We start from the raw sequence: 26,247 nt of genomic DNA on the forward strand, positions 1-26,247 counted from the left end.
CTCCGCGCGATCAACCCAGTTCGATCGTCCAGCGGTTCACGCTGCCCGGTGCCGGCCGGGCCAGCGCCAGCGCGCCGAGGCGGTAGGCATGCGGGCGGCGGGTGGCCGGCAGCTCGCCGCCGGCCTCGCCGCACACGCGCGCCACGCCGTGGCCTTGCGGGCCGACGCGGTAGGTCAGCTCGAAGCGCAGGTCCGCCAGCTGGAGCTGCACCTGCAGGCCGTCCAGCGGCGGCGGCATCACCGGGTCCACCACCAGCGCGTCGTGCTCCAGGCGCAGGCCCAGCAGCGAGCCGATGACCAGGCCCAGCGCGATGCCGGGGCCGCTGGAGTAGATGCGCCAGCCGCCGTCCAGCGCCACCTCGCCGGCCAGCGCGCGGCCATAGGCGGCCTGGGCGACGTAGCGGTTGGGGAAGGCGGCGTCGGAGCTGGAGTAGTAGCAGTTGGCCTGGCGCGGGCTGGCGCTGGGCACGCGTTCGCGCAGCGCGATGGGGTGGGCGAGCATCAGCGCCTGCAGGAAGCCCTCGGCCCGGCCCAGGTGCGCCAGCATCTGCGCATAGCGCAGGTGGGCGTGCATGTACATGATGCCGATCTCGCGGCCGAAGAAGCTGCTCGTCTCGGCGCGCTGGAACAGCCGCGACGGGCCGCCCCGGTAGGGCAGCGGCGCGTCGAACAGCCGGGCGCCGTCGGGGCCTTTCAGGTGCTGTTCGATCAGGTCGGCCTGGGTCCGGGCCTGGGCCGGCGTGAGCAGGTCGTCCAGCACGGCATGCATCATCGGCAGCAGGCTGTAGCGCAGGCCGGTGCGGGTGTCGCGCGGGTGGATCCACAGTTCGCGCCCGCCCGCCTCGGGAAACAGCGCATAGCCGGCGACCACGTCGTCCTGCACCAGCAGGCGCTGGAACTCGGCGCGCACGCCGGCCGCCTCGGCCGCCAGGCCGGCCGCCTGGTCCGCACGGCCCAGCCGCGCGAAGGCGGCGGCCAGCGTGTGCAGCGTCTGGTGGTGCAGGGTCACCGTCCAGGCGCTGCACAGGCGCTCGCGCAGCGCGGGGTCGGCGGGCTGCAGCGAATCGTTCCAGTCGCCATGCCAGTAGGCCGCCAGGCCCGTGCCGGGCACGACGCGCGCGCGGATCAACGCCAGCGCCCGTTCGACGTGCGCGGCCAGCGTCGCGGGCTCGCCGCCGTGGCAGGGCAGCAGCTCGTCGAGCAGTGCGGCGTCGCCGCTGGCGAGCAGGTATTGCGCCAGGCCCAGCAGCGGCCAGAAGACGATGTCGCCGTGCGAGTCGCCGGCCCGGATGTCCGCCTCGCGCTCGAAGAACATGAACCACTGCGGCCAGTCGCCGTCGGCGTTCTGCGCCGCGAAGACGCGCCGCAGCAGGTCGCGCACGGGGGCGGTGAGGCCCAGCGCCAGCAGCATCTCCAGCGGCCCCTGGCAGACGTCGCGCGTGCCCCAGCCGCCGCCGGAGTACTGCTCCAGGCCGCGCGGCGACAGGTAGTGGACGAGGGCGTTGTGGGCGTACCAGGGCAGGATGTCGCGCAGCTGGGCCAGCGGCGGGTGGCTGCCCTGCCATTGCGGCAGCGCCAGCGGCTGCGGCGCGGGCGGCGCGGCCTGCAGCAGCGCGCCGCGCAGCGTCATCGCCACGGCCAGGGCCGGCGCGAAGTCCAGCACCAGCAGCGGCTCGCCGCGGCTGGCGCCGTCGGCGAACAGGAGGCCGTCGCCGCCGGCGCCGGCCAGGCCCGGCGCGTCGATGAGCAGCGCCCCGCCGGGGAAGCGCCCGGCCAGGCCGCTGCCCTCGGGCGGCGTGATGCGCAGGCGGTCGCCGCTGCGCGCCCAGGCCGGGTGGGGCGGCTCGGCGCCGTCGTCGTCGCCGAGCGCGAGGTTCAGGCTGGCGCGCACGTGCAGCGGGGCGCCGTCCAGCACGCGCAGCGCGAAGCCCATCTCGTCGGGCGCGGCGCCGGCCTCGGCCACGACCTCGATGAGGCCGCCCGCGTGCGCATAGAGCCAGCGGCAGCGCCGCGGCTGCATCTCGAAGGCGGACGGCAGGCCGAGCAGCTGCCAGCCGCCGCCGTCCTGCCGCACGAACACGCGCAGCCCGGCCGTGCGGAACAGCCCCAGCAGGCTGCGCTGCGTGGACAGCAGGCGGTTGATGCTGACGTGGCCCTGGGTCAGCATGGAATGGAAGACGCCGCCCATCCAGCAGGTGGAGGTCAGCGCGCCCTCGTCGGGCACGAGGTGGTCGCCGCTGCGCAGGATGTGGCCGTGCGGGCGCTGCACCAGCAGCTCCTTGGCGCGCAGCACGACGTGGCCGGCGTCGCCGGCAAAGAAGCTCAGCAGCCGGCCGTCCAGCCATTCCTCGTGGCGGCGCGCCCCGAAGCGGCCCAGCGACGGCGCGTCGAGGTCCAGCACGGCCAGCGGCGGCGCGCTGGCGAACAGGCTGGCGGCGGGCGGCCGGCCGGGCGCCGGCAGCGGCGCGGCGGGCCGGGCCTCCGGCAGGGCCAGCTGCGCGGGCAGGCGGGCCAGGTCGGCGTCACCGCTGGCTGCCGGGTGGTGGGCCTGCAGCGCCAGGAAGAAGCCGGCCGCGGCCCGGCCGCCGGGGGCGAGCGTGACGGCCTCGTCCTGCAGCGCGACGAGGGCATGCTCCTGCTGCAGCCGCGCGCCCGGCAGGCCGGCGGCGATGGCCGGCGGCGCCAGCCCCGCGCGGGCGGCGTGGCCCCAGACCTGGGCGGCGTCGGTGGCGTAGCCCTCGGCGCGGCGCAGCGAGCCGGCCAGCAGCCAGGGGTGGCGGCCGCGCTGGGCCTGGTTCTGGCGTGCGGCCAGCAGCACGCCGTGCCGCGGGTCGTGCAGCGGCTGCAGGTCGAGGTAGTGGCTGACGTAGAACTCGTTGGTGCGGATGGCGCCGGGGTCGGCCAGGCCCAGGTCCTGCACGAGGACGGGGGCGATCTCGCAGGCGCCGGCGCCGGTGTTCTCGGCCAGCAGGTGCCAGAACAGCGTGGTCTCGTCGGCGGCCAGGCGCAGCTGCAGCCGCAGCGCCAGGCCCTGCCAGTCGCCGCGCATCTCGAAGGCGTTTTCGCCCGCGTGCGCCTGCAGCGGCGACTGCGGGCCGAGCAGCGGCCGGGCCTGCCAGTCGCCGCCGGCATCGCGCCGGCGCAGCCAGACGTTGGCCGGGCCGCCTTCGAGCTCGTTGCCGGGGAAGAGGTTGAGCATCAGGCCCGGCGCGAGCAGCCGGCGCAGCGCGCCGTGGGACAGCAGCTCGGCTGCGAGGCCGGCCCGGTTGCGGATCAGGTGAGGGGTCATGCTTGTCTTTGCGCCAGCAGCCAGGGCAGCAGCCCGGGATCCTGGTAGGCGGGCGTCCAGGCGTCGTGGCCCACGCCGGGGTAGAGGGTCAGCGTGGCGCGGCCGCCCGCGGCGTTGAGCGCGTCCACGCAGGCTTGCTGGCGGGCCGGCGGCACGACGGTGTCGGCGCCGCCGTGGTAGGCCCGCACCGGCACCTCGCGCATCGCCGGCACGGCGCCCGGGTCGCCGTAGCCGCAGACGGGCGCGATGGCGGCGAGGTCGCGCGGGTGGCGGCACGCCCAGTTCCACACGCCATGGCCGCCGAGGCTCAGGCCAGTGGCCAGGCTGCGCTGGCGGTCCACGTGCAGGCGGGCCTGCAGCGCCTGCAGCAGCCGGTGCAGCCGCGCGGGCTCCCAGCGCACGCCCGCCTCCAGCTGCGGGCTGGCCAGCACCAGCGGGTAGTCCGCCCCGGCCGCCGCCAGCCGGGGCGGGCCGTGCACCTTGACCTGGCCGAGGTCCGTGCCGCGCTCGCCGGAGCCGTGCAGGAACACCAGCAGCGGCCAGCGCTCGCGGCGCTGCGCATAGCCGTGCGGCAGCCACAGCCACAGGCGTTCGCCGGCGAGCTGCCAGGCGCGCTGCTCGCCGGCGGCGAGGCCGTCCGGCACGGTGGGCGGCAGCGCGGCGCAGGCGGTCAGCAGCGCCGGCGAGGCGGCCAGCAACTGGCGGCGGTTCATCATGGGCGGGGCTCCAGTCGGACGGTCGTGATGCCGGGCGGCAGCGGCAGTTCGCGGCCCTGCCAGGGCAGCTCGCGGCCTTCGGCGCTGGCGCGCGGCAGCGGCTCGGCGCCCGGCCAGGCCAGGCGCAGCTCGCCGGCCAGGCGCTCGGGCCGGCGGTCGATGGCCAGCTCCCAGCCGCCGGCCTCGCGGCGCGCCAGGCGGTAGTCCAGCCGGCCCCAGGCCGTGGACAGGCCGCTCACGCCGATGTCGCCCGCCGCGCGCCATGCGGCCGGCAGCCCGGCGCCGAGCACCAGCGCGGCCTCGCGCTCGTAGGCGAACAGGTCCAGCGCGGCGCGCAGGTAGTCGGACGAGATCCAGGCGTGCGGCATGTCGCCCAGGAACTGCACCTGGCGCGCATCCGGCAGCACGACCTCGGCCCACTGCTGCCAGCCCGCGGGGCGCTGGTGGGTGAGGAACCACGCCAGCAGCCGGTGCGCCTCGTCGACGCGGCCCAGCCGCACCAGGGCGCTGACGTTGCGCAGTTCGTAGGGCGTGTAGTCCTTCCAGGGCTTGCGCCCGTCGATGCGGGCGAAGGCCTCGTCCACGTAGCGGTCGAAGGTGCCGCGCAGCAGCCCGGGGGCCAGGTCCTCGGCCTGCGCCGGGTTGAGCGCCATGGTCGTGGACGTGGCATCGAAGTCGCCGCGGTCGGCCGCGCCGGCGACGTGGTCCAGGCCGTAGTGCTTCGCGGTGGCCGCGATGGAGGCCGCGAGGTCGGCCGCGAATTCGTCGCGTGAGGCCGCCCAGGCGCCGGCCCGCGCCGCGTCGCCCAGCGCCTGGGCGATCTGCACGGCGTCCTTGTAGCCGCGCAGCGCCCAGAAGTCGTCCCAGTACGAGTAGGCCGGCTTGTCCGAGTAGCCCTCGTGGCTGATGGACGGCGGCATCAGGCCCTTGAAGCGCGGATCGGCGCCGGGCCGGCGCTCGCTGCGGCGCAGGCCGTCCATCCAGGCGACGACGCGCTGCACCCGGGGCCAGTGGCGCGCCAGCAGTGCGCGGTCCTGGGTGTGGCGGTACAGCTCCGCCACCGCGAACAGGTACTGGCCGTGGCTGTCGTTCTCGACGACGGGGTCGGCGCCGCGCTGGTCCACGCAGCAGGGCACCTTGCCCGATGCGAACACGTGGCCGCCGAACCAGTCGACGAACTCGGCCGCCACCTGCGCCTCGCCCATGCGCACGAGGCCGGCGACCATCATGGCGCCGTCGCGCACCCAGGAGCGGGCGTAGGCGCGGGTGCCGGGCCGCAGCGCCGGGCCGTCGCGCGACATCAGCATCTGCGCCAGCGCGCTGCGCATGGTGTCGGCCACGGGCCGGGCCACGGGCGGCAGGCGCAGGCCGAGGTGGCCCAGGCGGTCGCGCCACTGCGCGGCGGCGACGGCCAGGCGCGTGTCCAGCGCGGCCGCATCGTCGCCGGTGACCCAGCCGAACTCGCGGGCCTCGCCCGGCGCCAGCTCGACGTCGAAGCGCAGCAGCGCGGAGGGCAGCGCCTCGGGGTCGGCCAGCGTGCGCAGCGGCGGCGCCTGCAGCAGCGTGGCGAGGCCGGGGCCGGCGCGCCACGGCGCGGCGCGCACCTCGGTGGGCGCTTCGCGGGGCGTGACGGCCAGGCCGGCCGCCGTGAGCCGCCCGTCCACCCAGGCCAGCGCCTGCAGCGGGCTGATGCCGCCCGGCGTGGACAGGAACTGCTGCGGCGGGTTGACCTGCCACGGGCGCAGCGCCAGCAGCAGCGCGTAGCGCTGCGCCCGGCCGGTGGGGTTGCGCAGCGTGTAGCGGGCCAGCAGGTGCGGCGCGCCGGCCGGGCCGTCGGCCGCGGCCGCCACGCGCAGCTCCACGTCGCCGTGGCGCCATTGCACGACCGGCAGCGCCTGCGCGACGAGCTCGTGCTCGGTGCGCACCTGCGCCCAGGTGACGAGGCGGCCGTCGGCGAGCTGGATGGCCGGCTCGATGCTGGGGCCGCCGCGCGTCAGTTCGATGGCGCCGTCCTCGCTGACCAGGCCGGAGCGCTGCGCGCCGCCGTCCACGCCCACGACGGTCCAGTAGTTCTGCTCGCCGACGAAGGCGCGCGGCAGGTCGCCGCGGGGCAGCGCCCGGGCCAGCTCGGCGACGGCGGCGTTGCGGTCGGGCCATTGCGCCGCGTCGCGCAGCTGCACCTCGGGCGGCTTGCGGCCCGCGAAGCGCACGCGCAGCCAGCGCCATTCCTGCTCGCCGAGGAACAGCGCGCGGCCGGGGTCGGTGGCCAGCAGCTTCCAGCGGCGGTCGTCGTCCGACACCTCCACGCGCGTGGCCGCGCCGCTGGCGAACCACAGGCCGTTGAACTCGCGCAGGCGCCGGTAGTCCAGCGTCATCTCGCCGCCGCCGAGCTTGCGCGCGGGCTCCGGCCAGGCCGGGGGCGCCGGGTCCCGCGGCTGCAGGCCCAGCGCGCCGACGCACACGGCGCCGGCCCCGCCCCCGTCCTGCTGGCCGGCGACGACGACGAACTCGATGAAGCGGCTGCGCTTGAGCACGCGCTCCGCGGTGGGGCCCCAGGCGAAGGCGACGTGGCGGCGCTTGAAGCTGGACTCGGTCAGCCGCTCCGGCCAGGCCGGCGCCCGGCGGTTGATCCACCAGACGTTGTCGCCGCCGGCGTCGACGAACTTGATCTGCAGGTCGTTGGCCCCGCCGCGGCCCTTGAGCGGCACGGTGAGCGCGAAATCGGCCGGCCAGTCCACCGGCAGCTCGCGGCGCATGACGGCGTAGCCGGAGACGCCGGAGAAGTCGTAGTCCAGGCACAGGCTGCCGTCCTGCGCGTCGCGGCGCAGGCTGGCGCGCACCTGGTCGGACGCCGAGGCCCGCCAGGCGCTCGCGTCCCGCATGTCATCGAGCACCGCGGCGCCGGAGAACCGGGCGGCGGCCAGCAGCAACAGGGCGGCCCATGCTTTTTTCACTTCACGCTTCCCATCAACAGGCCTTGCATGTAGTAGCGCTGCAAGGCGATGAACAACACCAGCACCGGCAGCACCGTGATGACCGCGCCGGCCATCATCAGCTCGCTGTCCTGCACATGCTCCCGCGACAGCGCCGCCAGCGCCACCGGCAGCGTGTGCATCTCGCCGTCGGTCAGCACGATGAGCGGCCACATGAAATCGTTCCAGCTGCCCAGGAAGGCGAACACCGCCAGCGTGACCAGCACCGGCTTCAGCACCGGCAGCACGATGCTCCAGAAAATGCGCCACTCGCCGGCGCCGTCGATGCGCGCGGCCTCCAGCAGCTCGTCGGGCACGCCGCGTGCGTACTGCCGCACCAGGAAGATGCCGAAGATGCCGGCCATGCTGGGGATCAGCACGCCCATCCAGGTGTTCACCAGCCCCAGGCCCTTGAGCATCAGGAACAGCGGCAGCATGGCCACCTGCCCCGGGATCACCAGCGCGGCGATCAGCAGGCCGAACACGCGCTCCCGGTGCCGGAAGCGCAGCTTGGCGAAGGCGTAGCCGGCCAGCGTGTTGAAGCTGACCGACACGCAGGTGCTGGCGATGGCCAGCCCCAGGCTGTTGGCGAAGGCGCGCTTCAGGCCGCCGTCGCCCAGCAGCTGGCGGTAGTGCGCCAGCGTCGGCTCGTGCGGCCACAGCGGCGGCGGCAGCGTGGAGGCGCCGCCGGCCGGCATCAGCGACACGCAGGCCATCCACACCAGCGGAAAGACGGCCAGCCCCGCCAAGGCCCACAGCAGCGCGTTGACGAGCAGGCGCTTCATGCGTCGGCCCCCATCCAGCGCCGCTGCAGCGCGATCAGCCCCTTGCTGACCACGACGATGACGACGAAGAGCACGAAGGCGACCGCCGACGCCAGGCCCAGGTTCCACCACTTGAAGCCTTCGTCGTACATCAGGTACAGCACGCTGACCGTGCTCTGCAGCGGGCCGCCCTGCGTCATCACGTAGGGCTCGGCGAAGAGCTGGAAGTAGCCGGCCGTCGTCAGGATGGCGACCATCAGCAGCGTCGGCGCGATGCCGGGCAGCGTGATGTGGCGGAACTGCGCCCAGGATTTCGCGCCGTCCAGCCGGGCGGCCTCGTACAGGTCCTGCGGCACGGCCTGCAGCGCGGCGATGAAGATGATCATGTTGCCGCCGAAGTTCTTCCACGCGGCGAACCCGATGATGGTGGGCATGGACCAGTGCGGGTCGCCCAGCCAGTCGATGGGGTCGATGCCGAGCGACTGCAGCGCGTGGTTCACGAGGCCGTACTTGACATGGAAGAGGTAGCGCCAGATCACGGCGACGGCGACCAGCGTGGTCACCACCGGCGCGAACAGCGCCGTGCGCAGCAGCGGCTTGAAGCGCACCAGCCGCGACTGCAGCAGCACGGCCGCGGCCAGGGACAGGCCGATGGACAGCGGCACGCCCAGCACGACGAAATAGGCCGTGTTGCCCAGCGCCTGCCAGAACAGCGGCATGTGCAGCACCTGGACGTAGTTGTCCCAGCCCTGCCAGCGCAGGTTGCTCAGCGAGGCCAGCGCGTAGATGTCGAAGTCGGTCAGGCTCAACGCCAGGCCCGCGAGCACCGGCACGCCGAAGAACAGCGTGATGACGGCCAGCGCCGGAGCCGCGAAGGCCCAGGCGGCGAGTGACTCGCGGCCGCCGTTCATGCCGCCGCCCTGTCCAGCATCCAGCGGCGCTTCTCGAGGATGCCGTCGACGCGCGCATCCAGGCCGCGCACGGCGGCATCCAGGCCGTCGCGCCCGCCGACGACGCGCGCCGCGCTGAGCTGCATCTCCTGCGCGATGCGCTCCCATTCGGGCACGGCCGGCGCCGGGCGCACGCGCTCGAGCTGGCGGCGGAAGGCGGCCGCGTGGCGGTCCTCGGCCAGCGTCGCGCCATCGGCGAGCGGCATCGCCCAGGCGCTGCGCCGGGGCGGCAGGTCGCCAGTCAGGCGGTAGAAGGCCAGCTGCACGTCGGGGCGGCTCAGGTAGCCGATCAGCGCCCAGGCCTCGGCCTTGTGGCGGGAGCGCCGGAACACCGCCAGGCTCGCGCCGCCGGCGATGGAGGCGCCCGGGCCGTCCGGGCCGGGCAACTCGGCCGTGGCCCAGGCCCCGGCGAGCTCGGGCGGCAGGCGGCGCTTGAACTCGCCGATGTTCCACGGCCCCGACACGTAGAAGGCGAACATGCCCCGGCCGAACTCCTGCCAGAGGTTGGCGACCTGGTTGTTCGTCAGGCCCGGCGCGTCGCCGCGGCGGAAGCGCTCGACGTAGAAGCCCAGCGCGCGGCGGAAGTCCGCCGACGAGAAGTTGCCGAAGCGGCCGCCGTCGCGCAGCAGCTCGCCCGGCTGCTGCAGCGCCAGCGCGAGCAGGGGTTCGAACTCGTTGGTGGGCAGCAGCAGCGGCGAGGCCATGCCGTGCCGGCGCAGGCGCGCGAGCGCGTCGGCCCATTCGTCCCAGTCCCGCGGCATGCGCGGGACGCCGGCGCGCGCGAGCAGGTCCTGGCGCACGAACATCAGCCGCGTGTCCACGTACCAGGGCAGGCCGACGCGGTGGCCCTGCGGCGCGTTGGTGGCCCAGATGCCGTCGAAGTAGTCGGCCGCGGCCAGCGCCGGCGTGCGCGCGAGCCAGGGCTCCAGCGGCTCCAGCGCGCCCAGCGCCTGCATCTCGGGCAGCCAGGTGTTGCCGACCTGGGCGAGGTCGGGCGTCGCGTCGCCGGCGAAGGCGGTCAGCAGCTTCTCGTGCGCGGCCGTCCACGGCAGCTGTTCGACCTTCACGCGCACGCCCGGGTGCTCGCGCTCGAAGGCCGGCATCAGCTCGGCGACGACCTCGCTTTCGCGGCCCATGGCCCAGAAGCGCAGCGTGGTCGTGCCGCTGCCGCGCTGGCAGCCGGGCAGCCCGGCGCCCGCCGCCGCGGCCGCGCCGGCCGCCAGCAGGCGGCGGCGCGTCCATCCGGCGGCGGCCGTGGGCCGCAGCGGGCGCGTCATGCCAGCCAGCCCCCGGTGAAGCCGGCGCGCTTCAGGCCGCGCACGAGGTGGGCATTCCTGCGCATGACCTGCCAGATCAGCTCGCCGCGGTGGTTGCCCATCATCGCCAGCAGCGGGCCCTGGTCGATGCCCAGCAGGTCGACGTCCACCCAGCCCCGGCCGGGTTCGATGCGGCCGTGCAGCAGCTTCACGCCGGTGTCGGTGAAGCTGGGGTTGAAGGCGTCGAAGAAGCCGTAGCGGCCCCAGGTGTGGGGGTGGCGCGCCTTGATGGCCCTGAGCGCCGGGATGACGATCTCGGGCGCGAAGGCGATCGACGCGCCGGCCGCGTAGGGCGCGAGCGTGCCGTCGTCGTACAGGCCCATGCCGCGGCCGGCGTAGCTGATGAAGCGGCGCGGCTCGGTCCGGCCGGTGGTCGTCCGGTAGGGCAGGGTCACGTCGGCGGGGCCGTCGCTGGCGCTGATGCCCCAGACCTCGGCGTCGTAGCCCTGCCAGCCCAGCGGGTTGGCGCGCGCGTAGGCCTGCTGCGCGTAGGTGGCGCGGCGCGAGTTCTCGAAATAGTCCAGGCCCTTGGCGCGCATGTACTCGTCGCGGATGCCGCGGAAGTCCACCCAGCAGTGCGTGAACTGGTGGCCGAACAGCGGCGGGAAGCGCAGGAAGGTCTGGCCGTGGCTCTCGCCCCAGCTGTGCGCGTCGTAGGTGCTGGTCCAGGCGCCGTAGGCCTCGGGGCCGACCGGCCGCGTGGGCGAGCCCAGCGCCAGCAGGTAGACCATCATGGCCTCGTTGTAGCCCTTCCAGTCGGACGGGATGAAGCCCTGCTCGGGCGTCCAGCCGTGGCTGATGGCGGGCGGCCGCACCTGCGCCCAGGCCCAGTCGACGCGGCCGTAGAGCTCGTCGGCCAGCGTGCGGATGGCGGCCTCGTCGGCATGCGCGCCGTCGAAGAAGCTCTGCGCGTGCAGCGCGCCCATCAGCAGCAGCGCGGTGTCGACGGTGGACAGCTCGCAGCGTGCGAAGCGCAGCCCCGTCTTCATGTCGAGGAAGTGATAGAAGAAGCCCTTGTGGCCGGCCACGCCGGCCGGGCCCGGGCCTTGCGGCAGGCCGGCGAAGAAGCGCAGCGTCGCCAGCGTGCGTTCGCGGGCCTGGGCGCGCGTGACGTAGCCGCGTGCCACGCCGATGGGATAGGCGCTGAGCGCGAAGCCGACCGCCGCGATGCTGGCGAACGACGGCGTCGGCCAGCGGTCGGGCGCGAGGCCGGTCTTCGCGTCCGTCGTCTCCCAGAAGAAGTCGAAGGTGCGGCGCTCGAGATCGGCGAGGAAGGCGGTCTCGCCCGAGTCCGCGCTGCGGGCCGGGAGCGGGAGCAGCGCGGAGCCTGCGCCGGCCAGGAGGAGGGCGCGGCGGTTCAAGGAGCAATGGTTCATGTCGGAAGGGCGGCGCGCATGTCGCGCGCCGCCATGGGGCTGAGCGGTCAGAAGCTGTAGGAGACCGTCAGCTTGTAGGTGCGCATGTCACCGCGCAAGCCGTTGGCCTTGCCGAGCCCGGCGTTGTCGCCGCCGAGTTCGTTCTGCGGGTTGCCCGGGCCACCGCCCCAGTCGTCGTAGTAGCCCCAGTTGGCGCGGTTGAAGAGGTTGAGGACGTCGGCGCGCAGGCGCAGCGAGCCGAAGCCGACGTGGATGTCCTTGGACAGCCCCATGTCGAACTGGCTGAAGTTGCCGGCCTTGCCCTCCAGGTACACGCACTGGTTCCAGCCGGCCCCGCAGTTGGTGATGCGGCGCGGATTGCCGGTGTCCCAGGTCCACTTGCCGGACAGCCCCAGGCCCCAGGGCAGCCGGTCGGTGAAGCCGGCCAGCACCAGGCGGTCCTTGGCGGTCAGCACGGAGGGGTTGAAGCCGTGCGAGCCCTTGCCATAGGTCCAGTCGAAGATGTCGGTGGCCCATTCCTTGTTGGTGGTCCGGCCCTTGGCATGGGTGTAGGCCAGCGTGGCGCTCCAGCCGCTGGCGGCCGTATAGGGCTTGTCGAGCTTGACGAACAGGCTGGTCGTCTTGATCTCGCCGACGGTGTCGCCCAGGATCAGGTTGCCATGGCCGCTGGGGCCGCCCCACAGCGGGTCGATGGAGCTTTGCGTGCCCCAGCCGCCGTTGGGATCGCGGTTGCCGCTGAACCAGACGAACTGGTTCTTGGCGTGCTGCCGCGACACCGAGACATCGGCGTTCCATTCGCCCAGGGCCTGGCGCAGGCCCAGGCTGAACTGGTCGGCGAACGGCATCTTGTAGTCGTTCTTGATCAGCCAGATCTCGCCGTTGGCCTGGGCGTTGTGCTGCAGTTCCTGCAGGGCCTGGTTGGCCATCGTGCGGTCGTAGCTGCGGCCCACGCCACCGTAGGCCACCGTGCTGCGGTCGCCGGTCAGGTCATAGGAGAAGCCCAGGCGTGGCGCGAGCGCACCCTTGTACGCGCGACGCGAGCTGCCGGTGGCGATGTAGTCGTCGATGTTGACGCCGCCCAGGGCCAGCGACTGCGCATACGTCTGGCCGGCCGGCGCCGTGATGCCGCCGATGGTGCGGCCGTCGAGCCCGTGCAGCGCCGTCACGATGCTGGCAGGCGTGGAATAGCCGTTGTTGAGCATGTTGCTCTCGTAGTCCCAGCGCGCACCGAAGGAGATGTCGAGTTGGCGGGTGACGGACCAGTCGTCCTGCAGGTAGAGGCCGTACTGCTGGTTGTTGAAGTTCACGTCGATGGGGGCGGCCGCACGGGTGATCTGGCACTGGTCGCTTTGCAGGCCGTTGCTGGCGACGTTGGTCCCCGTGCAGGCGCCGTCGGCGTAGTACGGCTGGCCGGTGGTCTGGTCCACCACCACGTTGACGGCGGCGACGCCGTACTGGGTGCCGCCGAGCCGGTACTTCATCAGCTTGAGCTGCGCGCCGCCCTTGATGACGTGGTCTTTCAGGCCGGTGTAGCTGAGGTCGTCCTTGAAATAGACCTCGCCCTGCTTGCGGTCCTGCTGGTCGGGGGAACCGCCCGACCAGAGGATGTCCTGCGAGTTGTTGAGCGCATTGGACGGCGAGTACTTGTAGCGGAACAGCGTGGCGCCCGTCGTGGAGTGCGGGTTCCAGCGCGAATTGGAGACGCCGGCCTTGGCCTCGTTCAGCCATGGGCCGCGCGACCATTCGTGCGCCAGGTCCAGGCGGTTCTCGGTCGTCTTGCTGTTGTTCTCGGTGCTGGCGGCGGCGATGCCATCGTTGCTGATGAGGTCCTTCGCGTCCTCGTCGCGGACCGTGAAGCTGATGTCGAGCTTTTGCTCGTCGTCGATCTGCGCCGACAGCTTGCCGAACAGCAGGTGTTCCTGGAACTTGCGGGTGTAGGGGCCTTGCTCGGCCTTCAGCTGCGAAATGATGCCGGGCGAGGCCGGGTACTTGTCGAAGTTCTTGCCGATGGTCTGCACCGGGCGGTCGATGGACTTGCCGTCGTAGGCGAGGAAGAAGTGCAGCCTGTCCTCGACGATGGGGCCACCCAGCGAGAAGCCGCTCTCGATCTGCTTGAACGACGGGCGCGGCGTGCCGGCGTTTTCGGCTTCGCGCTCCTTGGGGCTGTAGGCGCGCCAGTTGGAGCCCGTGCGGTTCACGTACACGTCGCCATGGAACTCGTTGGTGCCGGACTTGGTGACCGCGGCAATGCCCAGCGAGGTCAGCTGGTCGAACTCGGCCTTGTAGTTCTGCGTCAGCACCCGGTATTCGCCGATGGCGCCCTGCGGGAACGGGTTGCCCTGGCTTTGCTGCTGGCCGATGACGCCGCCGCGCAGGATGTTGTTCTTGCGGCCGACGCCGTCGATGAAGACGTTGACGCTGTCTTCGTTCTGCGCGCCGCCGCGGATGCGGGTGCTGCCGTCGGAGCCGGTCTCGAAGCGCGCGCCTGGTGCGAGGTCGACGGCCGAGAGGAAGTTGCGCGTGATCTGCGGCAGCGCCTCGATCATCTTGTTCGACACGATGGTGCTGACCTGCGTGTCGCGCACACCCTGGCGCGAGGCGTTGCCGGTGATGACGACGGTGCCCAGCTGGTTGGTGTCGCTGGCCAGGTCGAGCGTGGCGTTCTCGCCGACCGACAGCGTGACGGGGCTGCCCTGCGCGGCGCCGGCCACGCGGATCTCGTAGGTGCCCGGGCTCAGGCCCAGCAGCACGTAGCTGCCGTCGGCCTGGGTCTTGGTGCGGTAGGTATTGCCGTTGGCCTTGTTCATGGCCACCACGTCGGTGCCGGCGGGGGCGTTGGTGCCGGCGGCGGTGATCTGGCCGCGCACGGTGGCGCCGGTCATCTGTGCCTGCACGGCCGTGCCGGCCAGTGCCAGCACGACGGCGGCGGTCAGCGCGTGATGGCGGAAGCGTCGGTGGGATCTGCTGCTGTTCACGTTGTCTCCTGTTATGGGTGGGTCATGTCGAAGGGCGCGATCAGGTCTTGGCCCCGCAAGAGCGGCGCACGACGAGTTGCACGGGCACGACGGTGGCCGCCGCAGCGGCGGCGCTGGGGTGCTCGAAGGTCTGGGCCAGCGCGTCGAGCGCCTGCTCGCCCAGCGCCGCGATGGGCACGCACATCGTCGTCAGCGCGGGGCTGACGTAGCGGGCGATGGGGATGTCGTCGAAACCGGCGAGCGCGATGTCGTCGGGCACGCGGTGGCCTGCGACCTGCAATGCACCGAGCAGGCCGATGGCCATCATGTCGTTGGCGGCGAAGACGGCATCGGGCCGTTGGGCCGCCGGCAACGCCAGCACGGTCGCCGCGGCGCGCAGGCCGGCGTCTTCGGAGAAGTCGCCTTCCAGCAGCCAGGGCGGCATGCCGGCGGGCAGGCCGGCGCGGTAGCCGCGCTCGCGCTCGCGCGCCTCGAAGTTGCTGGCCGGCCCGCCGAGGAAGGCGATGCGGCGGCGTCCGCTGCGCACGAGGTGCTGGGTCATCTCGCGCGCGCCGCCGAAGTTGTCGATGGCGAAGACGCGTTGCATCGGGCTGCGCACGCCGGAATTCAGCAGCACGGCCGGCAGCGCTGGCGGCAGGTGTTGCGACAGGAAGTCGTCGTCGGCGTGCGGCGACATGACGATGAGGCCGTCCACGCGGCCGTTCATCGCCCGCAGCGCGGCGGCGGCTTCGTCGGCGTCGTCGTGCGAGCTGGACAGCAGCAGGTGCAGCCCGCGCGCGCGGGCGGCCTGGTCGATGCCGCGGATGAGTTCCGAGAAGAACTCGCCGTGCAGGTCGGGCAGCAGCGCGCCGACGGTGTCGGTGCGGCGCGTGATGAGGCTGCGCGCCGCGCCGGACGGCACGTAGCGCAGTTCGCGCGCGATGTCCACGATGCGCTGGCGGGTGTCGGGCAGCACGTTCTCGGCGCCGTTCAGCGCGCGGGACACGGTGGCCACCGACACGCCCGCTGCCCGGGCGACGTCCTTGATCGTGGCGGGGGCGCTGCTCATCGTCGCCGGCTCAGAGATTGGCGCCGTGCGCCCGGATGACTTCCGAGAAGAAGCGCGCGCTGGCCTTGGGCGTGCGCGCCAGCGTCTGGAAGTCCACGTGCACGAGGCCGAAGCGCTTGGCGAAGCCGAGCGCCCATTCGAGGTTGTCGAACAGCGACCAGGCGAAGTAGCCACGCATGTCGGCCCCGCGCGCCAGTGCGTCATTCACGGCGGCGATGTGGGTGCGCAGGTAGTGCACGCGCAGCGGGTCGTCGATGCGGCCGTCGATGGCGGCCGGCGGGTCGTAGAAGGCGGCGCCGTTCTCGGTGACGTACAGCGGCAGGCCGCCATAGCGTTCGTGCATCCACACCAGGGTGTCGGCCAGGCTCTGCGGGTGCAGCTCCCAGCCGGTCTCGGTGTAGATGCCGCCAGGCTGGCGCTGCGGCGCAACGGGCACGGGCCAGGCCTGGGCGTCGTGGCGGACGACGGCGCGGGTGTAGTAGTTCAGGCCCAGGAAATCGACCGGCACCTTCAGCGCCTCGACCTCGGCGGCGGGCCAGTCGGGCCAGGCCTCGCCGAAGACCTCGCGCAGTTCCTCGGGGTAGCGGCCGAGCAGCGCCGGGTCGAGGTACTGGCGGTTCATGTAGGCATCGGCCAGCCGCGCGGCGTGCCGGTCGGCCTCGGTCGCGTCGGGCGGCAGGTGCTTGGGCTCGATGTTGACGACCAGGCCGATCTGGTGCTTGCCGGTGGCGCGGTAGGCCTGCACGCCCTTGGCGTGCGATTGCATCAGCCGGTGCGCGACCCGGGCCGCCTCATAGGCGCTCCTGTGGCCCGGCGCCAGCGCGCCGTGCATGTAGCCCTGGTCGGCGATGACCCAGGGTTCGTTCAGCGTGACCCAGAGCTTGACGCGGTCGTCCAGCGCCTTGAAGCAGACCTGCGCGTAGTCGGCGAACCAGTCCGGCATGTCGGGGTGGGTCCAGCCGCCGCGGTCGTCCAGCGCGGCGGGCAGGTCCCAGTGGTAGAGCGTGGCCATCGGCGTGATGCCGGCGGCCAGCAGTTCGTCCACCAGGCGTTCGTAGAAGCCCAGGCCGGCCGCGTTGACCCGGCCGCGCCCCTCGGGCAGCACGCGGCCCCAGGCGATGCTGAAGCGGTAGGCCGTCAGGCCCAGGTCACGCATCAGCGCCACGTCGTCCTTCATGCGGCGGTAGTGGTCGCAGGCGATGTCGCCGGTGTCGCCGCCGAGCACGCGGCCCGGCGTGCGCACGAAGCGGTGCCAGTTGCTGACGCCGGCGCCGTCGGCCAGCGGCGAGCCCTCGATCTGGTAGGCGGACGTGGCGCAGCCCCAGAGGAAGCCGGGTGGGAAGGGTTGTCTCATCCGTGGAGTGCGGCTGGCCGGAACCGGGTTACCGCATCATGTAAACGTTTACATGGATTTTTACCGGCGAGCCTGGCGCATCGACAGCGTAGTTACCCGACTGTGTGGCGGCAGGGCATCAGTCCGGTGCGTGCTACCTTGGGCGCATGAAGCGCCTGCCCCCTCGTTCCCGCAGCCTCCTCGGCCTCCCGGCCTGCCTCGGCCTGCTGGCCGCGGGCTGCGCGGCCGGCTCCGGGGCCGTGCAGCCCGCGGCCCCCACCTGCGCCGTGCTGAACCGGCTGGAGCTGCATGCGCACCGCGGCAGCGATGACCGCCCGGAGAACATGGTGTCCGCCTTCCAGCGCGCCGTGGACAGGGGCGCCGACATGGTCGAGCTGGACCTGCAGGTCAGCCGCGACGACCACCTGATCGTCGCGCACGACGCCTTCATGCGCGCCGACTGCCGCGACCCGCAGGGGCGGGCGCTGGCGGGCCGGGTCTTCATCCGCGACCTGACGGCCGCCCAGGCCCAGGCCTTCGATTGCGGCGCGAGGCCCGGCGCCGCGGAGCGGGTGGCCACCCTGCCGGAGGTGTTCCGGGCCCTCGGCGGCCGCGTGACGGCCCGGGGCCGCCCGGTCGGGCTGAACATCGAGCTCAAGTACGACCCGGCCTCGCCGCAGCGCTACCCAGGCCGGGAGCGCTACGCCGCCCTGGTGCTCCAGGCCGTCCGGGCCAGCGCCTGGGATGCCTCACGCATCCTCCTGCAGTCCTTCGACATCGGCTTGCTGGAGGCCCTGAGGGCGCAGGGTGCCGCGTACCGCCTGTCGCCGCTGCTCAGCGATGCGGGCGACGGCATCGCCACGGCCCGGCGCCTACGCACGGACACGGTGACGCCCCACCATGGCCAGGTGACGCCGGAGATGCTGGCCGCATACCGCCAGGCCGGCCTGCGCGTGATCCCGTGGACCGTCAACGACGTGGCGGAGGCGCAGCGCTTGATCGACCTGGGCGTGGACGGCCTCATCACGGACCGCCTGGACTTTTTCCCGCTGGCCCGGCATGCCTGCCGCCAGGGGTAGCGCGCCACCGGCGCGCGCCCCGGCGTTGCTGCGCCGTCAGTCGGCGTACTGCCCGGCCGCCTTGATGATGGGCGTGAGCTTGTTGATCTCCGCCTCGACGAACTTCTTGTGCCCGGCCGGCGTCACGCGGTCGTCGCCGACGATGACGGCGCCCAGCGCCTCCTGGCGCTTCGTGAACTCGGCCTCCTTCAGCGCCACGCGCAGCGCCGCGTTGAACTTCTCGACCACGGCCTTGGGCGTGCCCTTGGGCGCGTACACGCCGTGCCAGATGGTGAGGTTGAAGCCCTTCAGGCCGGACTCGTCCGCCGTCGGCAGCTTGGCCAGCGGGCCGCTGGCCAGGCGCTTGCCGGACATCAGCGCGTAGGCCTTGACCTTGCCGGCCTCGATCTGGCCGGTGGTGTTGGTGGTCTGGTCGCACATGATGTCGACCTGGCTGCCGAGCAGGTCGTTCATGGCCGGCGCGGTGCCCTTGTAGGGCACGGTGGTCATCTCGGTCTTCAGCGCCGACTGGTACAGCAGCCCGCACAGGTGCGAGGCCGAGCCCACGCCCGCGTTGGCGAGGTTGACCTTGCCCTTGTTGGCCTCCAGCCAGCGAGCCAGCTCGGCGTAGTTGTTGGCCGGCAGCGTGGGCCGGCCGATCAGCGTCATCGGCACCTCGTTGACCAGGCCGAGGTATTCGAAGTCCTCCAGCGACTTGTAGGGCAGCGTGCGGTACAGCGCCGGCGCGGTGGCCATGCCGATGTGGTGCAGCAGCAGCGTGTAGCCGTCGGGCGCGGCCTTGGCGACGCGGTTGGCGCCCAGCGTGCCGCCGACGCCGCCGACGTTCTCGATGATGATCGTCGCGCCCAGCGGCTTGCGCAGCGCCTCGGCCAGGTCGCGGGCGACCTTGTCGGTGGGGCCGCCGGCCGTGAAGGGCACGATGACGGTGACGGGCTTGTCGGGGTAGGCGGCCAGGGCGGGCAGGCAGGCGGCCAGACCGGCCGCGAGCAGGAACGAGATGCGCATCAAGAGTCTCCAGGGTGGGTGACGGTCTTCGACGAGTTGTCCGTCGTGGGGCAGGCCGCCGGGGCGGCGGGCCTGCATCGACGCGCAGTGTGGTGGCCGCGGCGCCCGGCCGGCATCAGGCTTTCCACGAGGCCGGGGCGGGATGCACCAGATGGGTGCGTTCCGCGCCCCGGGGGGTCAGGCGGCGAAGGCGATGGCCTCGGGCGCGCAGCGCGGCAGGCTGGCCCAGCGGTCGGCGCGCAGCTCGTAGAGCAGCGCGGCGGCGCTGCCGGGGCCATCGGCCAGCGCGCCCTTCAGGCGCAGGCCCAGGGCTTCCAGCGTCTTGCGCGTGGGCGCATTGCTGGGCAGCACGGCGGCCACGACGGCGCTTTCGCGGCGCTGGCCGAAGGCCTGTTCGAAGGCGTACTGCGCCATTTCCGACGCCAGGCCCCGGCCCCAGGCCTGCGGCGTGATCCGGTAGTAGAGGTAGAGCCCGGCGTGGCCGGCCACGCTGCGGTGCATCAGGCCGCCGAAGCCGATCAGCTCGTCGGGCCGCGCGCGCTCGGCGATGGCCCAGTGGCCGAAGCCGTGCGCCTGCCAGTGCGCCATCCAGCCGCGCAGCTGCGCGGCGACGGCCTCGCGCCCGTGGGGCGGGGCGGTGGCGCAGAAGCGGTTGACGGCCGGGTCGGCGTACAGCGCCGCCAGGGTGTCGAGATCGCTGCTTTCGGGCGGGCGCAGCAACAGGCGGGGGGTGACCATGGCTGCCGGTACGGCGGCAGCGGACTCGCTGAACTCACTCTGGACCATGGACACGAAACTCGGTGGAAACCCTAGGAGATTAGCGGCGAGCTGGCGGAGCGGGAAGCCCGCGCCAGCGGGGGAATGTCGCATTCCTGTCACAAAAACCGTGCCAGCACCGGGCCGGCGCGCGGGCGGCCGGGCCGGGCCGGCGGGCATAGACTGCGCGCTCCACGGTTTCCTGGAGACGAGGCATGGCCACCCCCACTTCCGCACGCAAGGTCGCGGTGATCACCGGCGGCGGCACGGGCGTCGGCGCCGCCGCAGCGCTGATGCTGGCCGGCCGGGGCTACGACCTGCTCGTCAACTACTCGCGCAGCGCCGACGAGGCGCAGGCCAGCGCCGCGGCCTGCCGGGCCGCGGGCGCCGACGCGCTGGCGGTGCGGGGCGATGTGTCGCAGGACGCCGACTGCCGCGCGCTGGCCGCCGCCGCGCTGGCGCGCTGGGGCCGCATCGACCTGCTGGTGAACAACGCCGGTGTCTCGGTGTTCGGCCCGGCGGCCGAATGGGAGTCGCTGGAGGCCGAGACCTTCCAGCGCATCCTGGCGGTGAATGCGCTGGGCAGCTTCCAGATGGTGCGGGCCTGCGTGGCGTCGTTGAAGGCCGTGCAGGGCTGCATCGTCAACGTGTCCTCGGTGGCCGGGGCGCTGGGGGTGGGCTCGTCACTGCCCTACATCGCGTCCAAGGGCGCGATCAACGCGATGACGCTGCACCTGGCCCGCGCGCTGGCGCCGGCCGTGCGGGTGAACGCGGTGTGCCCGGGGCTGATCACGTCGCGCTGGTTCGTGCAGGGCGTCGGGCAGGCGGGCTACGAGGCGGGCCTGAAGGCCTACGAGGCCGGCGTGCCGCTGCAGCGCGCCTGCACGCCCGAGGACGTGGCGGAGGCCATCGTCTGGCTGGCCGGCGCGAGCACGGTGACCGGCGAGCTGGTGCTGCTGGACGGCGGCATGCACCTGGGCGGCGTCCAGGCGCCGCGCTGACGGGCGGGCGGGCCGGCCAGCAGCGCCGGCCGGCCGCGCCCGGCGGTCAGGCGGTCAGCAGCGCGTTGACCCGCCGCACGTAGGCGGCCGGGTCGTCCAGGTGGCCGCCTTCGGCGAGCACGGCCTGGTCGAACAGCACCTGCGCCAGTTCGTCGAAGCGGGCATCGCCGTCGAGCCGCTTCACCAGCGCGTGCTCGGGGTTGATCTCCAGCGTCGGCCGGGACTCGGGCGCGTTCTGGCCGGCCTGCTTCAGCAGCCGCGCCAGGTGGCCGCTGACGTCGCCTTCCTCCACGACGATGCAGGCCGGCGAGTCGACCAGGCGGGTGGTCACGCGCACGTCCTTGGCGCGGTCCTTCAGCGCGTCGCGGAGCTTGTCCAGCAGCGGCTTCAGGCGCTCGGCCACCGCCTCGGCCTGCTTCTTCTCGTCCTCGTCCTGCAGCTTGCCCAGGTCGATGGCGCCCTTGGCGACGGACTGCAGCGGCTTGCCCTCGAACTCGTAGAGGTGGGACAGCATCCACTCGTCCACGCGGTCCACCAGCAGCAGCACCTCGATGCCCTTCTTGCGGAAGATTTCCAGCTGCGGGCTGTGCTTGGCGGCGGCCAGCGAGTCGGCGGTGATGTAGTAGATGGCCTCCTGGCCTTCCTTCATGCGGCCCAGGTAGTCGGCCAGGCCGACGCCTTCGTCCGCATGGGTCGAGGCGAAGCGGAACAGCTTGGCCAGGCGCTCCTGGTTGGCGTGGTCCTCGCCGATACCTTCCTTCAGCACCTGGCCGAAGTCCTTCCAGAAGTCGGCGTACTTCTGCCGCTCGGCGGCGTCCTCGCTGTTGGCCAGGCTCTCCAGCATGCCCAGCACGCGCTTGGTGGAGCCCTCGCGGATCGCGCGCACGTCGCGGCTTTCCTGCAGCAGCTCGCGGCTGACGTTCAGCGGCAGGTCGGCCGAGTCGATGACGCCCTTGACGAAGCGCAGGTAGACCGGCATCAGCGCCTCGGCGTCGTCCATGATGAAGACGCGCTTCACGTACAGCTTCACGCCGCCGCGCTTGTCGCGGTTCCACAGGTCGAACGGCGCCTTGGCCGGGATGTACAGCAGCTGCGTGTACTCGCTGCGGCCCTCCACGCGGTTGTGCGTGTAGGCCAGCGGCGCCTCGCTGTCGTGGCTGATCTGCTTGTAGAACTCCTCGTACTGCTCGGGCGTGATGTCGCTCTTGCTGCGCGACCACAGCGCCGAGGCCTTGTTGACCGGCTCCCACTCGTCGGTGACGACCTGCTTGGCGGCCTCGGCGTCCCAGGTCTCCTTGCGCATCAGGATGGGCAGGGAGATGTGGTCGCTGTACTTGGCGATGGTCGACTTGACGCGCCAGGTCTTCAGGAACTCCTCCTCGCCCTCGCGCAGGTGCAGGATCACGTCGGTGCCGCGGCCGGCCTTGGTGATGGTTTCCAGTTCGTACTCGCCGGTGCCCTCGCTGCTCCAGCGCACGCCCTGGTCGGCGGCCAGGCCGGCGCGGCGGGTCTCGACGGTGATGCGGTCGGCGACGATGAAGCCCGAGTAGAAGCCCACGCCGAACTGGCCGATGAGCTGGGCGTCCTTCTTCTGGTCGCCTTCGAGCTTGGCCATGAACTCGCGCGTGCCGCTCTTGGCGATGGTGCCCAGGTGGGCGGCGGCCTCGTCGGCGCTCATGCCGATGCCGTTGTCGCTGATGGTCAGCGTCCGGGCCTGCTCGTCGAAGCTGACGCGCACCTCCAGGTTGGGCTGGTCCTCCAGCAGCGCGGCGTCGTCCAGCGCCTCGAAGCGCAGCTTGTCGCAGGCGTCGCTGGCGTTGCTGACCAGCTCGCGCAGGAAGATCTCCTTGTTGGAGTACAGCGAGTGCGTGACGAGGTGCAGGATCTGCTTGACTTCGGCCTGGAAGGCGTGGGTTTGCTTGGTCATGGCGGGTGAAGGGGTCTGAAAAGCGAAACGCGGCCCAGATGGGGCCGCGCGTGGCGGGTTCAAGAGGCGGGATGCGGTCAGCGGCGCGCGGTGACGGCCTCGCTGAGCACGTCCAGCACGGCCAGCGAGTCGTCCCAGCCCAGGCAAGCGTCCGTGATGCTCTTGCCGTACTGCAGCTGGGCCGGGTCGTCCTGCCCCGGCGTGAACTTCTGGGCGCCGTCGTGCAGGTGGCTTTCGACCATGACGCCGAAGATGCTGCGGCCGCCCTCGCGCAGCTGGCCGGCGATGTCGCGCGCCACGTCCAGCTGGCGCTGGTGCTGCTTGCTGGAGTTGGCGTGCGAACAGTCCACCATCAGGCGCTGCGGCAGCCGGGCCTTCTCCAGGTCGGCGCAGGCGGCGGCGACGTGCTGCGCGTCGTAGTTCGGCGCCTTGCCGCCGCGCAGGATGACGTGGCAGTCGGCGTTGCCGCGCGTCTCGACGATGGCGACCTGGCCGTTCTTGTGCACGGACAGGAAGTGGTGGCCGCGCGCGGCGGCCTGGATGGCGTCGGTGGCGATCTTGATGTTGCCGTCGGTGCCGTTCTTGAAGCCGATCGGCGCGGACAGCCCCGAGGCCAGCTCGCGGTGCACCTGGCTCTCGGTCGTGCGCGCGCCGATGGCGCCCCAGGCGATCAGGTCGCCGATGTACTGCGGCGAGATCACGTCGAGGAACTCGCTGCCGGCCGGCACGCCCAGGCGGTTGATCTCCAGCAGCAGCTGGCGGGCGATGCGCAGGCCCTCGTCGATGCGGTAGCTCTCGTCGAGGTAGGGGTCGTTGATCAGGCCCTTCCAGCCGACGGTGGTGCGCGGCTTCTCGAAGTACACGCGCATGACGATTTCCAGCGTGCCGGCGTATTTCTCGCGCTCGGCCTTCAGGCGGCGCGCGTATTCCAGCGCGGCCTGCGGGTCGTGGATGGAGCAGGGGCCGATGACGACCAGCAGCCGGTCGTCCTCGCCGCTCATGATGCGGCGGATGCGCTGGCGCGTCTGGCTGACCAGGCCCTCCATCGCCGTGCCGCGGATCGGGAAGAAGCGGATCAGGTGCTCCGGCGGCGGCAGCGGCGTGATGTCGAGGATGCGCTCGTCGTCGGTGGCGCTGGTCTTGTCGTCCTGGGAGTACCAGCGCTGGGCTTCGGGTTCGGTGGTCTGGGGCTGGGCATTCATCGGGGCACCTCTGGAAAACAAAAAAACCGCCGGGCTTTGCGGGCCCGGCGGTTCCTGGGGAGTTCTGGGTTCAGCGCGCGCGCTCAGGACTCTCCACCGCCGGGGCGGGGAAAAAACCAAAAGCGGAAAAAGGCGGCGCGGGACATGGGGGCGGAATCTAGCACGTGCGGGCGCGGGTGCTTTCGGCGCCGCGCAAACCAGGCATCGCGTGGCGCGACGGCATCAGCGTTGCAGCGCCTTGCAGGGGTCTTCGCGCGTGGCGGCCACGGTGTCGACGCGTTCGTCGTAGCGCCCGCTGCCGGGCTGGCCGGCCTCCAGGTAGCCCACGGCATGGATGCGCTGCGGCGCCACGCCGGCCGCTTCCAGGTAGCGCGGCACGCCCAGGTCGCGCTCCACGTGGCCATTGCCGGCGATCAGCACCACCCGCGCCGCGCCCGCCGCGCGCGCGGCCAGCATCGTCTCGGCCATCACCGCGTCGCGGGCGCGCTGGGCGCGGGCCATGGGGGCGTGCATGGCGGCCGGCAGCAGGCCGCAATGGCCCTCGTCGATGGCCTTCAGCTGCGCCTGCTGCTGGGGCTCGCCCCAGGGCGTGCGCTGCGCCAGCGCGAGCGCGGCGGGCGGCCAGGCGGCGTCGCCGTCGCGCATGACGCGGCGCAGCGCCTCGCGTTCCAGGTTGCCGCCGAGGACGCGCGCGCCGCCGGCCACGCTGGCCTCCAGCAGCGGCCGGTGCAGCGGCCAGCGCCAGGCGCGCTGGTCCAGCTGCCCGGCGGCGACCAGCGCCTCCACGTCGCGCGGCGTCTGCCGTGCCTGGGCCTGCAGCGCATCGTTGCGCGCGGCCGGCATCTGCTCGAACACCACCGCCGTGGGCCTGCCGTCGGCCAGCAAGGCCGCCAGCCGCTCGGCGCGCAACTGGTGCTGGACGGGGTTGTCATGCACTTCGCCGAGCAGCAGGAACTCGACCGGCGGCGAAGCGGCCGGCTGCGGGCCGGCACAGCCGGCCAGGGCCAGCGCCAGTGCGGCCAGGATGGCGCGGGCGCTCATGCCGTGCCGCCGACCGTCAGCCCGTCGATGCGCAGCGTCGGCTGGCCCACGCCGACCGGCACGCTCTGGCCCTCCTTGCCGCAGACGCCCACGCCGGTGTCCAGCGCCATGTCGTTGCCGATCATGCTGACGCGGGTCAGCGCGTCCGGCCCGTTGCCGATGATGGTCGCGCCCTTGACCGGGTACTGGATCTGGCCGTTCTCGACCCAAAACGCCTCGCTGGCCGAGAACACGAACTTGCCGCTGGTGATGTCCACCTGGCCGCCGCCGAAATTGGTCGCGTACAGGCCCTTCTTGATCGACGCGACGATCTCGCGCGGGTCGTCCCGGCCGCCCAGCATGTAGGTGTTGGTCATGCGCGGCATCGGCACGTGGGCGTAGCTCTCGCGGCGGCCGTTGCCGGTCGGCGCGGTCTTCATCAGCCGCGCGTTCATCGCGTCCTGGATGTAGCCCTTCAGGATGCCGTCCTCGATCAGCACATTGCGCTGGCTGGCCGCGCCCTCGTCGTCCACGTTCAGCGAGCCGCGGCGGTCGGGGAGGGTGCCGTCGTCCAGCACCGTCACGCCCTTGGCCGCCACGCGCTGGCCGATGCGGCCGGCGAAGGTGCTGGAGCCCTTGCGGTTGAAATCGCCCTCCAGCCCGTGGCCCACCGCCTCGTGCAGCAGTACGCCGGGCCAGCCGGGGCCGAGCACCACGGTCATCTCGCCGGCCGGCGCGGGGCGGCTCTCCAGGTTGGTCAGCGCGGCGCCGACGGCCTGCTCGACGTAGCTGGCGATCATCCCGTCGGTGAAATACGCGAGGCCGAGGCGCCCGCCGCCGCCGCCCGAGCCGATCTCGCGGCGGCCGTGGCTCTCGGCGATGACGGTGATGGACAGCCGCACCAGCGGCCGCACGTCCGCCGCCAGCGTGCCGTCGGCGCGCGCGATCAGCACCACCTCGTGCTCGGCCGCCAGGCCCGCCATCACCTGCGCGACGCGCGGGTCCTTGGCGCGGGCCATCTTCTCGGCGCGCTCCAGCAGCGCGACCTTGGTGGCGCTGTCCAGGCTGGCGATCGGGTCGGCCATGCCGTACAGCTCGCGGCTGCCGGCCACGCGGCCCTGCGCCGGCACCTTCACGCGCCGGCTCTGCCCGGCCGCCGCGATGGTGCGCACGGTGCGCGCGGCGTCCAGCAGCGAGGCCAGCGAAATGTCGTCCGAGTAGGCGAACGCCGTCTTCTCGCCGGCCACGGCGCGCACGCCGACGCCCTGGTCGATGCTGAACGAGCCGCTCTTGACGATGCCCTCCTCCAGGCTCCAGCCCTCGGCGCGCGTGGTCTGGAAATAGAGGTCGGCGTCATCGACGCGGTGCTCGGTGATGAGGCGCAGCGCTTCGCTCAAGGACGCGTCCGTGAGGCCGAAGGGCTCCAGCAGCTGCGAGCGGGCGGTGGCGAGGCGGGCCAGGGTGGGTTCGACGGCGATCATGGGTGGATTCTAGGAACCCGGCCGCCGCCCGCCGCCG

At 72.7% G+C, this 26,247-nt stretch carries 18 protein-coding genes; 2 read left to right on the forward strand and 16 right to left on the reverse strand.

Annotation, left to right across the window (positions count from 1 at the left end):
• Window positions 1-10: 10 nt before the first annotated feature.
• The 10 genes from QM788_RS02365 to QM788_RS02410 all read right to left on the reverse strand — a co-directional run bounded on the left by QM788_RS02365 (window position 11) and on the right by QM788_RS02410 (window position 16,760).
• Window positions 11-3,289, reverse strand: a complete 3,279-nt coding sequence (locus tag QM788_RS02365) for a hypothetical protein (RefSeq protein ID WP_415659866.1) — start codon at window positions 3,287-3,289, stop codon at window positions 11-13.
• Window positions 3,286-4,005 carry an alpha/beta hydrolase-fold protein gene (locus tag QM788_RS02370; protein ID WP_415659867.1) on the reverse strand — a complete coding sequence of 240 codons (720 nt, stop codon included), beginning with the start codon at window positions 4,003-4,005 and terminating at the stop codon, window positions 3,286-3,288. Before QM788_RS02370 ends, QM788_RS02365 begins: the two co-directional genes overlap by 4 nt.
• Complete coding sequence (locus QM788_RS02375) at window positions 4,002-6,959, reverse strand: hypothetical protein (RefSeq protein ID WP_415659868.1); 2,958 nt, start codon at window positions 6,957-6,959, stop codon at window positions 4,002-4,004. Before QM788_RS02375 ends, QM788_RS02370 begins: the two co-directional genes overlap by 4 nt.
• On the reverse strand, window positions 6,956-7,762 hold the full coding sequence (locus QM788_RS02380; RefSeq protein WP_415659869.1) for a carbohydrate ABC transporter permease: 807 nt from the start codon (window positions 7,760-7,762) through the stop codon (window positions 6,956-6,958). The genes QM788_RS02375 and QM788_RS02380 overlap by 4 nt, the downstream gene beginning before the upstream one ends.
• Window positions 7,759-8,652, reverse strand: coding sequence for a carbohydrate ABC transporter permease (locus QM788_RS02385; RefSeq protein ID WP_415659870.1), 894 nt, complete (start codon window positions 8,650-8,652; stop codon window positions 7,759-7,761). The genes QM788_RS02380 and QM788_RS02385 overlap by 4 nt, the downstream gene beginning before the upstream one ends.
• The gene (locus QM788_RS02390; RefSeq protein ID WP_415659871.1) at window positions 8,649-9,968 is read right to left on the reverse strand and encodes a sugar ABC transporter substrate-binding protein; all 1,320 of its coding nucleotides are present in this window, start codon (window positions 9,966-9,968) and stop codon (window positions 8,649-8,651) included. Before QM788_RS02390 ends, QM788_RS02385 begins: the two co-directional genes overlap by 4 nt.
• Window positions 9,965-11,368 (reverse strand): glucoamylase family protein, encoded by a 1,404-nt coding sequence (locus QM788_RS02395; protein WP_415659872.1) that lies wholly within the window; start codon window positions 11,366-11,368, stop codon window positions 9,965-9,967. The genes QM788_RS02390 and QM788_RS02395 overlap by 4 nt, the downstream gene beginning before the upstream one ends.
• Window positions 11,369-11,430: 62 nt before the next feature.
• Window positions 11,431-14,358 carry a TonB-dependent receptor gene (locus tag QM788_RS02400; RefSeq protein WP_415659873.1) on the reverse strand — a complete coding sequence of 976 codons (2,928 nt, stop codon included), beginning with the start codon at window positions 14,356-14,358 and terminating at the stop codon, window positions 11,431-11,433.
• A gap of 40 nt (window positions 14,359-14,398) precedes the next feature.
• The gene (locus QM788_RS02405; RefSeq protein ID WP_415659874.1) at window positions 14,399-15,406 is read right to left on the reverse strand and encodes a LacI family DNA-binding transcriptional regulator; all 1,008 of its coding nucleotides are present in this window, start codon (window positions 15,404-15,406) and stop codon (window positions 14,399-14,401) included.
• Window positions 15,407-15,416: 10 nt separating this feature from the next.
• Window positions 15,417-16,760 carry a GH1 family beta-glucosidase gene (locus tag QM788_RS02410; protein WP_415659875.1) on the reverse strand — a complete coding sequence of 448 codons (1,344 nt, stop codon included), beginning with the start codon at window positions 16,758-16,760 and terminating at the stop codon, window positions 15,417-15,419.
• Between the two features lie 146 nt (window positions 16,761-16,906).
• On the opposite strand from QM788_RS02410, the gene QM788_RS02415 reads away from it, so the two are divergent.
• Complete coding sequence (locus QM788_RS02415; protein WP_415659876.1) at window positions 16,907-17,818, forward strand: glycerophosphodiester phosphodiesterase; 912 nt, start codon at window positions 16,907-16,909, stop codon at window positions 17,816-17,818.
• A gap of 36 nt (window positions 17,819-17,854) precedes the next feature.
• On the opposite strand, the gene QM788_RS02420 is transcribed toward QM788_RS02415, so the two are convergent.
• Together QM788_RS02420 and QM788_RS02425 are read right to left on the reverse strand one after the other, a co-directional pair.
• Entirely contained in the window at window positions 17,855-18,823 is a 969-nt protein-coding gene (locus QM788_RS02420; protein ID WP_415659877.1) for a tripartite tricarboxylate transporter substrate binding protein BugD, read from the reverse strand.
• A 177-nt stretch (window positions 18,824-19,000) separates the two neighbouring features.
• Window positions 19,001-19,561, reverse strand: coding sequence for a GNAT family N-acetyltransferase (locus tag QM788_RS02425; RefSeq protein WP_415659878.1), 561 nt, complete (start codon window positions 19,559-19,561; stop codon window positions 19,001-19,003).
• Between the two features lie 233 nt (window positions 19,562-19,794).
• Between QM788_RS02425 and QM788_RS02430 the strand changes: the two genes are divergently transcribed.
• Window positions 19,795-20,580, forward strand: coding sequence for an SDR family NAD(P)-dependent oxidoreductase (locus tag QM788_RS02430; RefSeq protein WP_415659879.1), 786 nt, complete (start codon window positions 19,795-19,797; stop codon window positions 20,578-20,580).
• A 46-nt stretch (window positions 20,581-20,626) separates the two neighbouring features.
• On the opposite strand, the gene htpG is transcribed toward QM788_RS02430, so the two are convergent.
• The 4 genes from htpG to tldD form a co-directional block, all read right to left on the reverse strand.
• Window positions 20,627-22,507, reverse strand: coding sequence for a molecular chaperone HtpG (gene htpG / locus QM788_RS02435; protein WP_415659880.1), 1,881 nt, complete (start codon window positions 22,505-22,507; stop codon window positions 20,627-20,629).
• 77 nt (window positions 22,508-22,584) lie between these two features.
• On the reverse strand, window positions 22,585-23,709 hold the full coding sequence (locus QM788_RS02440) for a 3-deoxy-7-phosphoheptulonate synthase (RefSeq protein ID WP_415659881.1): 1,125 nt from the start codon (window positions 23,707-23,709) through the stop codon (window positions 22,585-22,587).
• A 222-nt stretch (window positions 23,710-23,931) separates the two neighbouring features.
• Window positions 23,932-24,750, reverse strand: coding sequence for a ChaN family lipoprotein (locus QM788_RS02445; protein ID WP_415659882.1), 819 nt, complete (start codon window positions 24,748-24,750; stop codon window positions 23,932-23,934).
• A complete protein-coding gene (gene tldD / locus QM788_RS02450; RefSeq protein WP_415659883.1) occupies window positions 24,747-26,210 on the reverse strand; it encodes a metalloprotease TldD in 1,464 nt (487 codons plus the stop codon). The genes QM788_RS02445 and tldD overlap by 4 nt, the downstream gene beginning before the upstream one ends.
• Window positions 26,211-26,247 lie beyond the last annotated feature (37 nt).

Origin of the sequence: Roseateles sp. (assembly GCF_047654785.1) — a bacterium.
GTDB lineage: Bacteria > Pseudomonadota > Gammaproteobacteria > Burkholderiales > Burkholderiaceae_C > Pelomonas.

Coding starts and splice junctions, on each gene's coding strand:
- QM788_RS02365 (WP_415659866.1), bottom strand. CDS start 3,289: ATGACCCCTCACCTGATCCGCAACCGGGCCGGCCTCGCAGCCGAGCTG.
- QM788_RS02370 (WP_415659867.1), bottom strand. CDS start 4,005: ATGATGAACCGCCGCCAGTTGCTGGCCGCCTCGCCGGCGCTGCTGACC.
- QM788_RS02380 (WP_415659869.1), bottom strand. CDS start 7,762: ATGAAGCGCCTGCTCGTCAACGCGCTGCTGTGGGCCTTGGCGGGGCTG.
- QM788_RS02385 (WP_415659870.1), bottom strand. CDS start 8,652: ATGAACGGCGGCCGCGAGTCACTCGCCGCCTGGGCCTTCGCGGCTCCG.
- QM788_RS02390 (WP_415659871.1), bottom strand. CDS start 9,968: ATGACGCGCCCGCTGCGGCCCACGGCCGCCGCCGGATGGACGCGCCGC.
- QM788_RS02405 (WP_415659874.1), bottom strand. CDS start 15,406: ATGAGCAGCGCCCCCGCCACGATCAAGGACGTCGCCCGGGCAGCGGGC.
- QM788_RS02410 (WP_415659875.1), bottom strand. CDS start 16,760: ATGAGACAACCCTTCCCACCCGGCTTCCTCTGGGGCTGCGCCACGTCC.
- QM788_RS02415 (WP_415659876.1), top strand. CDS start 16,907: ATGAAGCGCCTGCCCCCTCGTTCCCGCAGCCTCCTCGGCCTCCCGGCC.
- QM788_RS02420 (WP_415659877.1), bottom strand. CDS start 18,823: ATGCGCATCTCGTTCCTGCTCGCGGCCGGTCTGGCCGCCTGCCTGCCC.
- QM788_RS02425 (WP_415659878.1), bottom strand. CDS start 19,561: ATGGTCACCCCCCGCCTGTTGCTGCGCCCGCCCGAAAGCAGCGATCTC.
- QM788_RS02430 (WP_415659879.1), top strand. CDS start 19,795: ATGGCCACCCCCACTTCCGCACGCAAGGTCGCGGTGATCACCGGCGGC.
- htpG (WP_415659880.1), bottom strand. CDS start 22,507: ATGACCAAGCAAACCCACGCCTTCCAGGCCGAAGTCAAGCAGATCCTG.
- QM788_RS02440 (WP_415659881.1), bottom strand. CDS start 23,709: ATGAATGCCCAGCCCCAGACCACCGAACCCGAAGCCCAGCGCTGGTAC.
- QM788_RS02445 (WP_415659882.1), bottom strand. CDS start 24,750: ATGAGCGCCCGCGCCATCCTGGCCGCACTGGCGCTGGCCCTGGCCGGC.
- tldD (WP_415659883.1), bottom strand. CDS start 26,210: ATGATCGCCGTCGAACCCACCCTGGCCCGCCTCGCCACCGCCCGCTCG.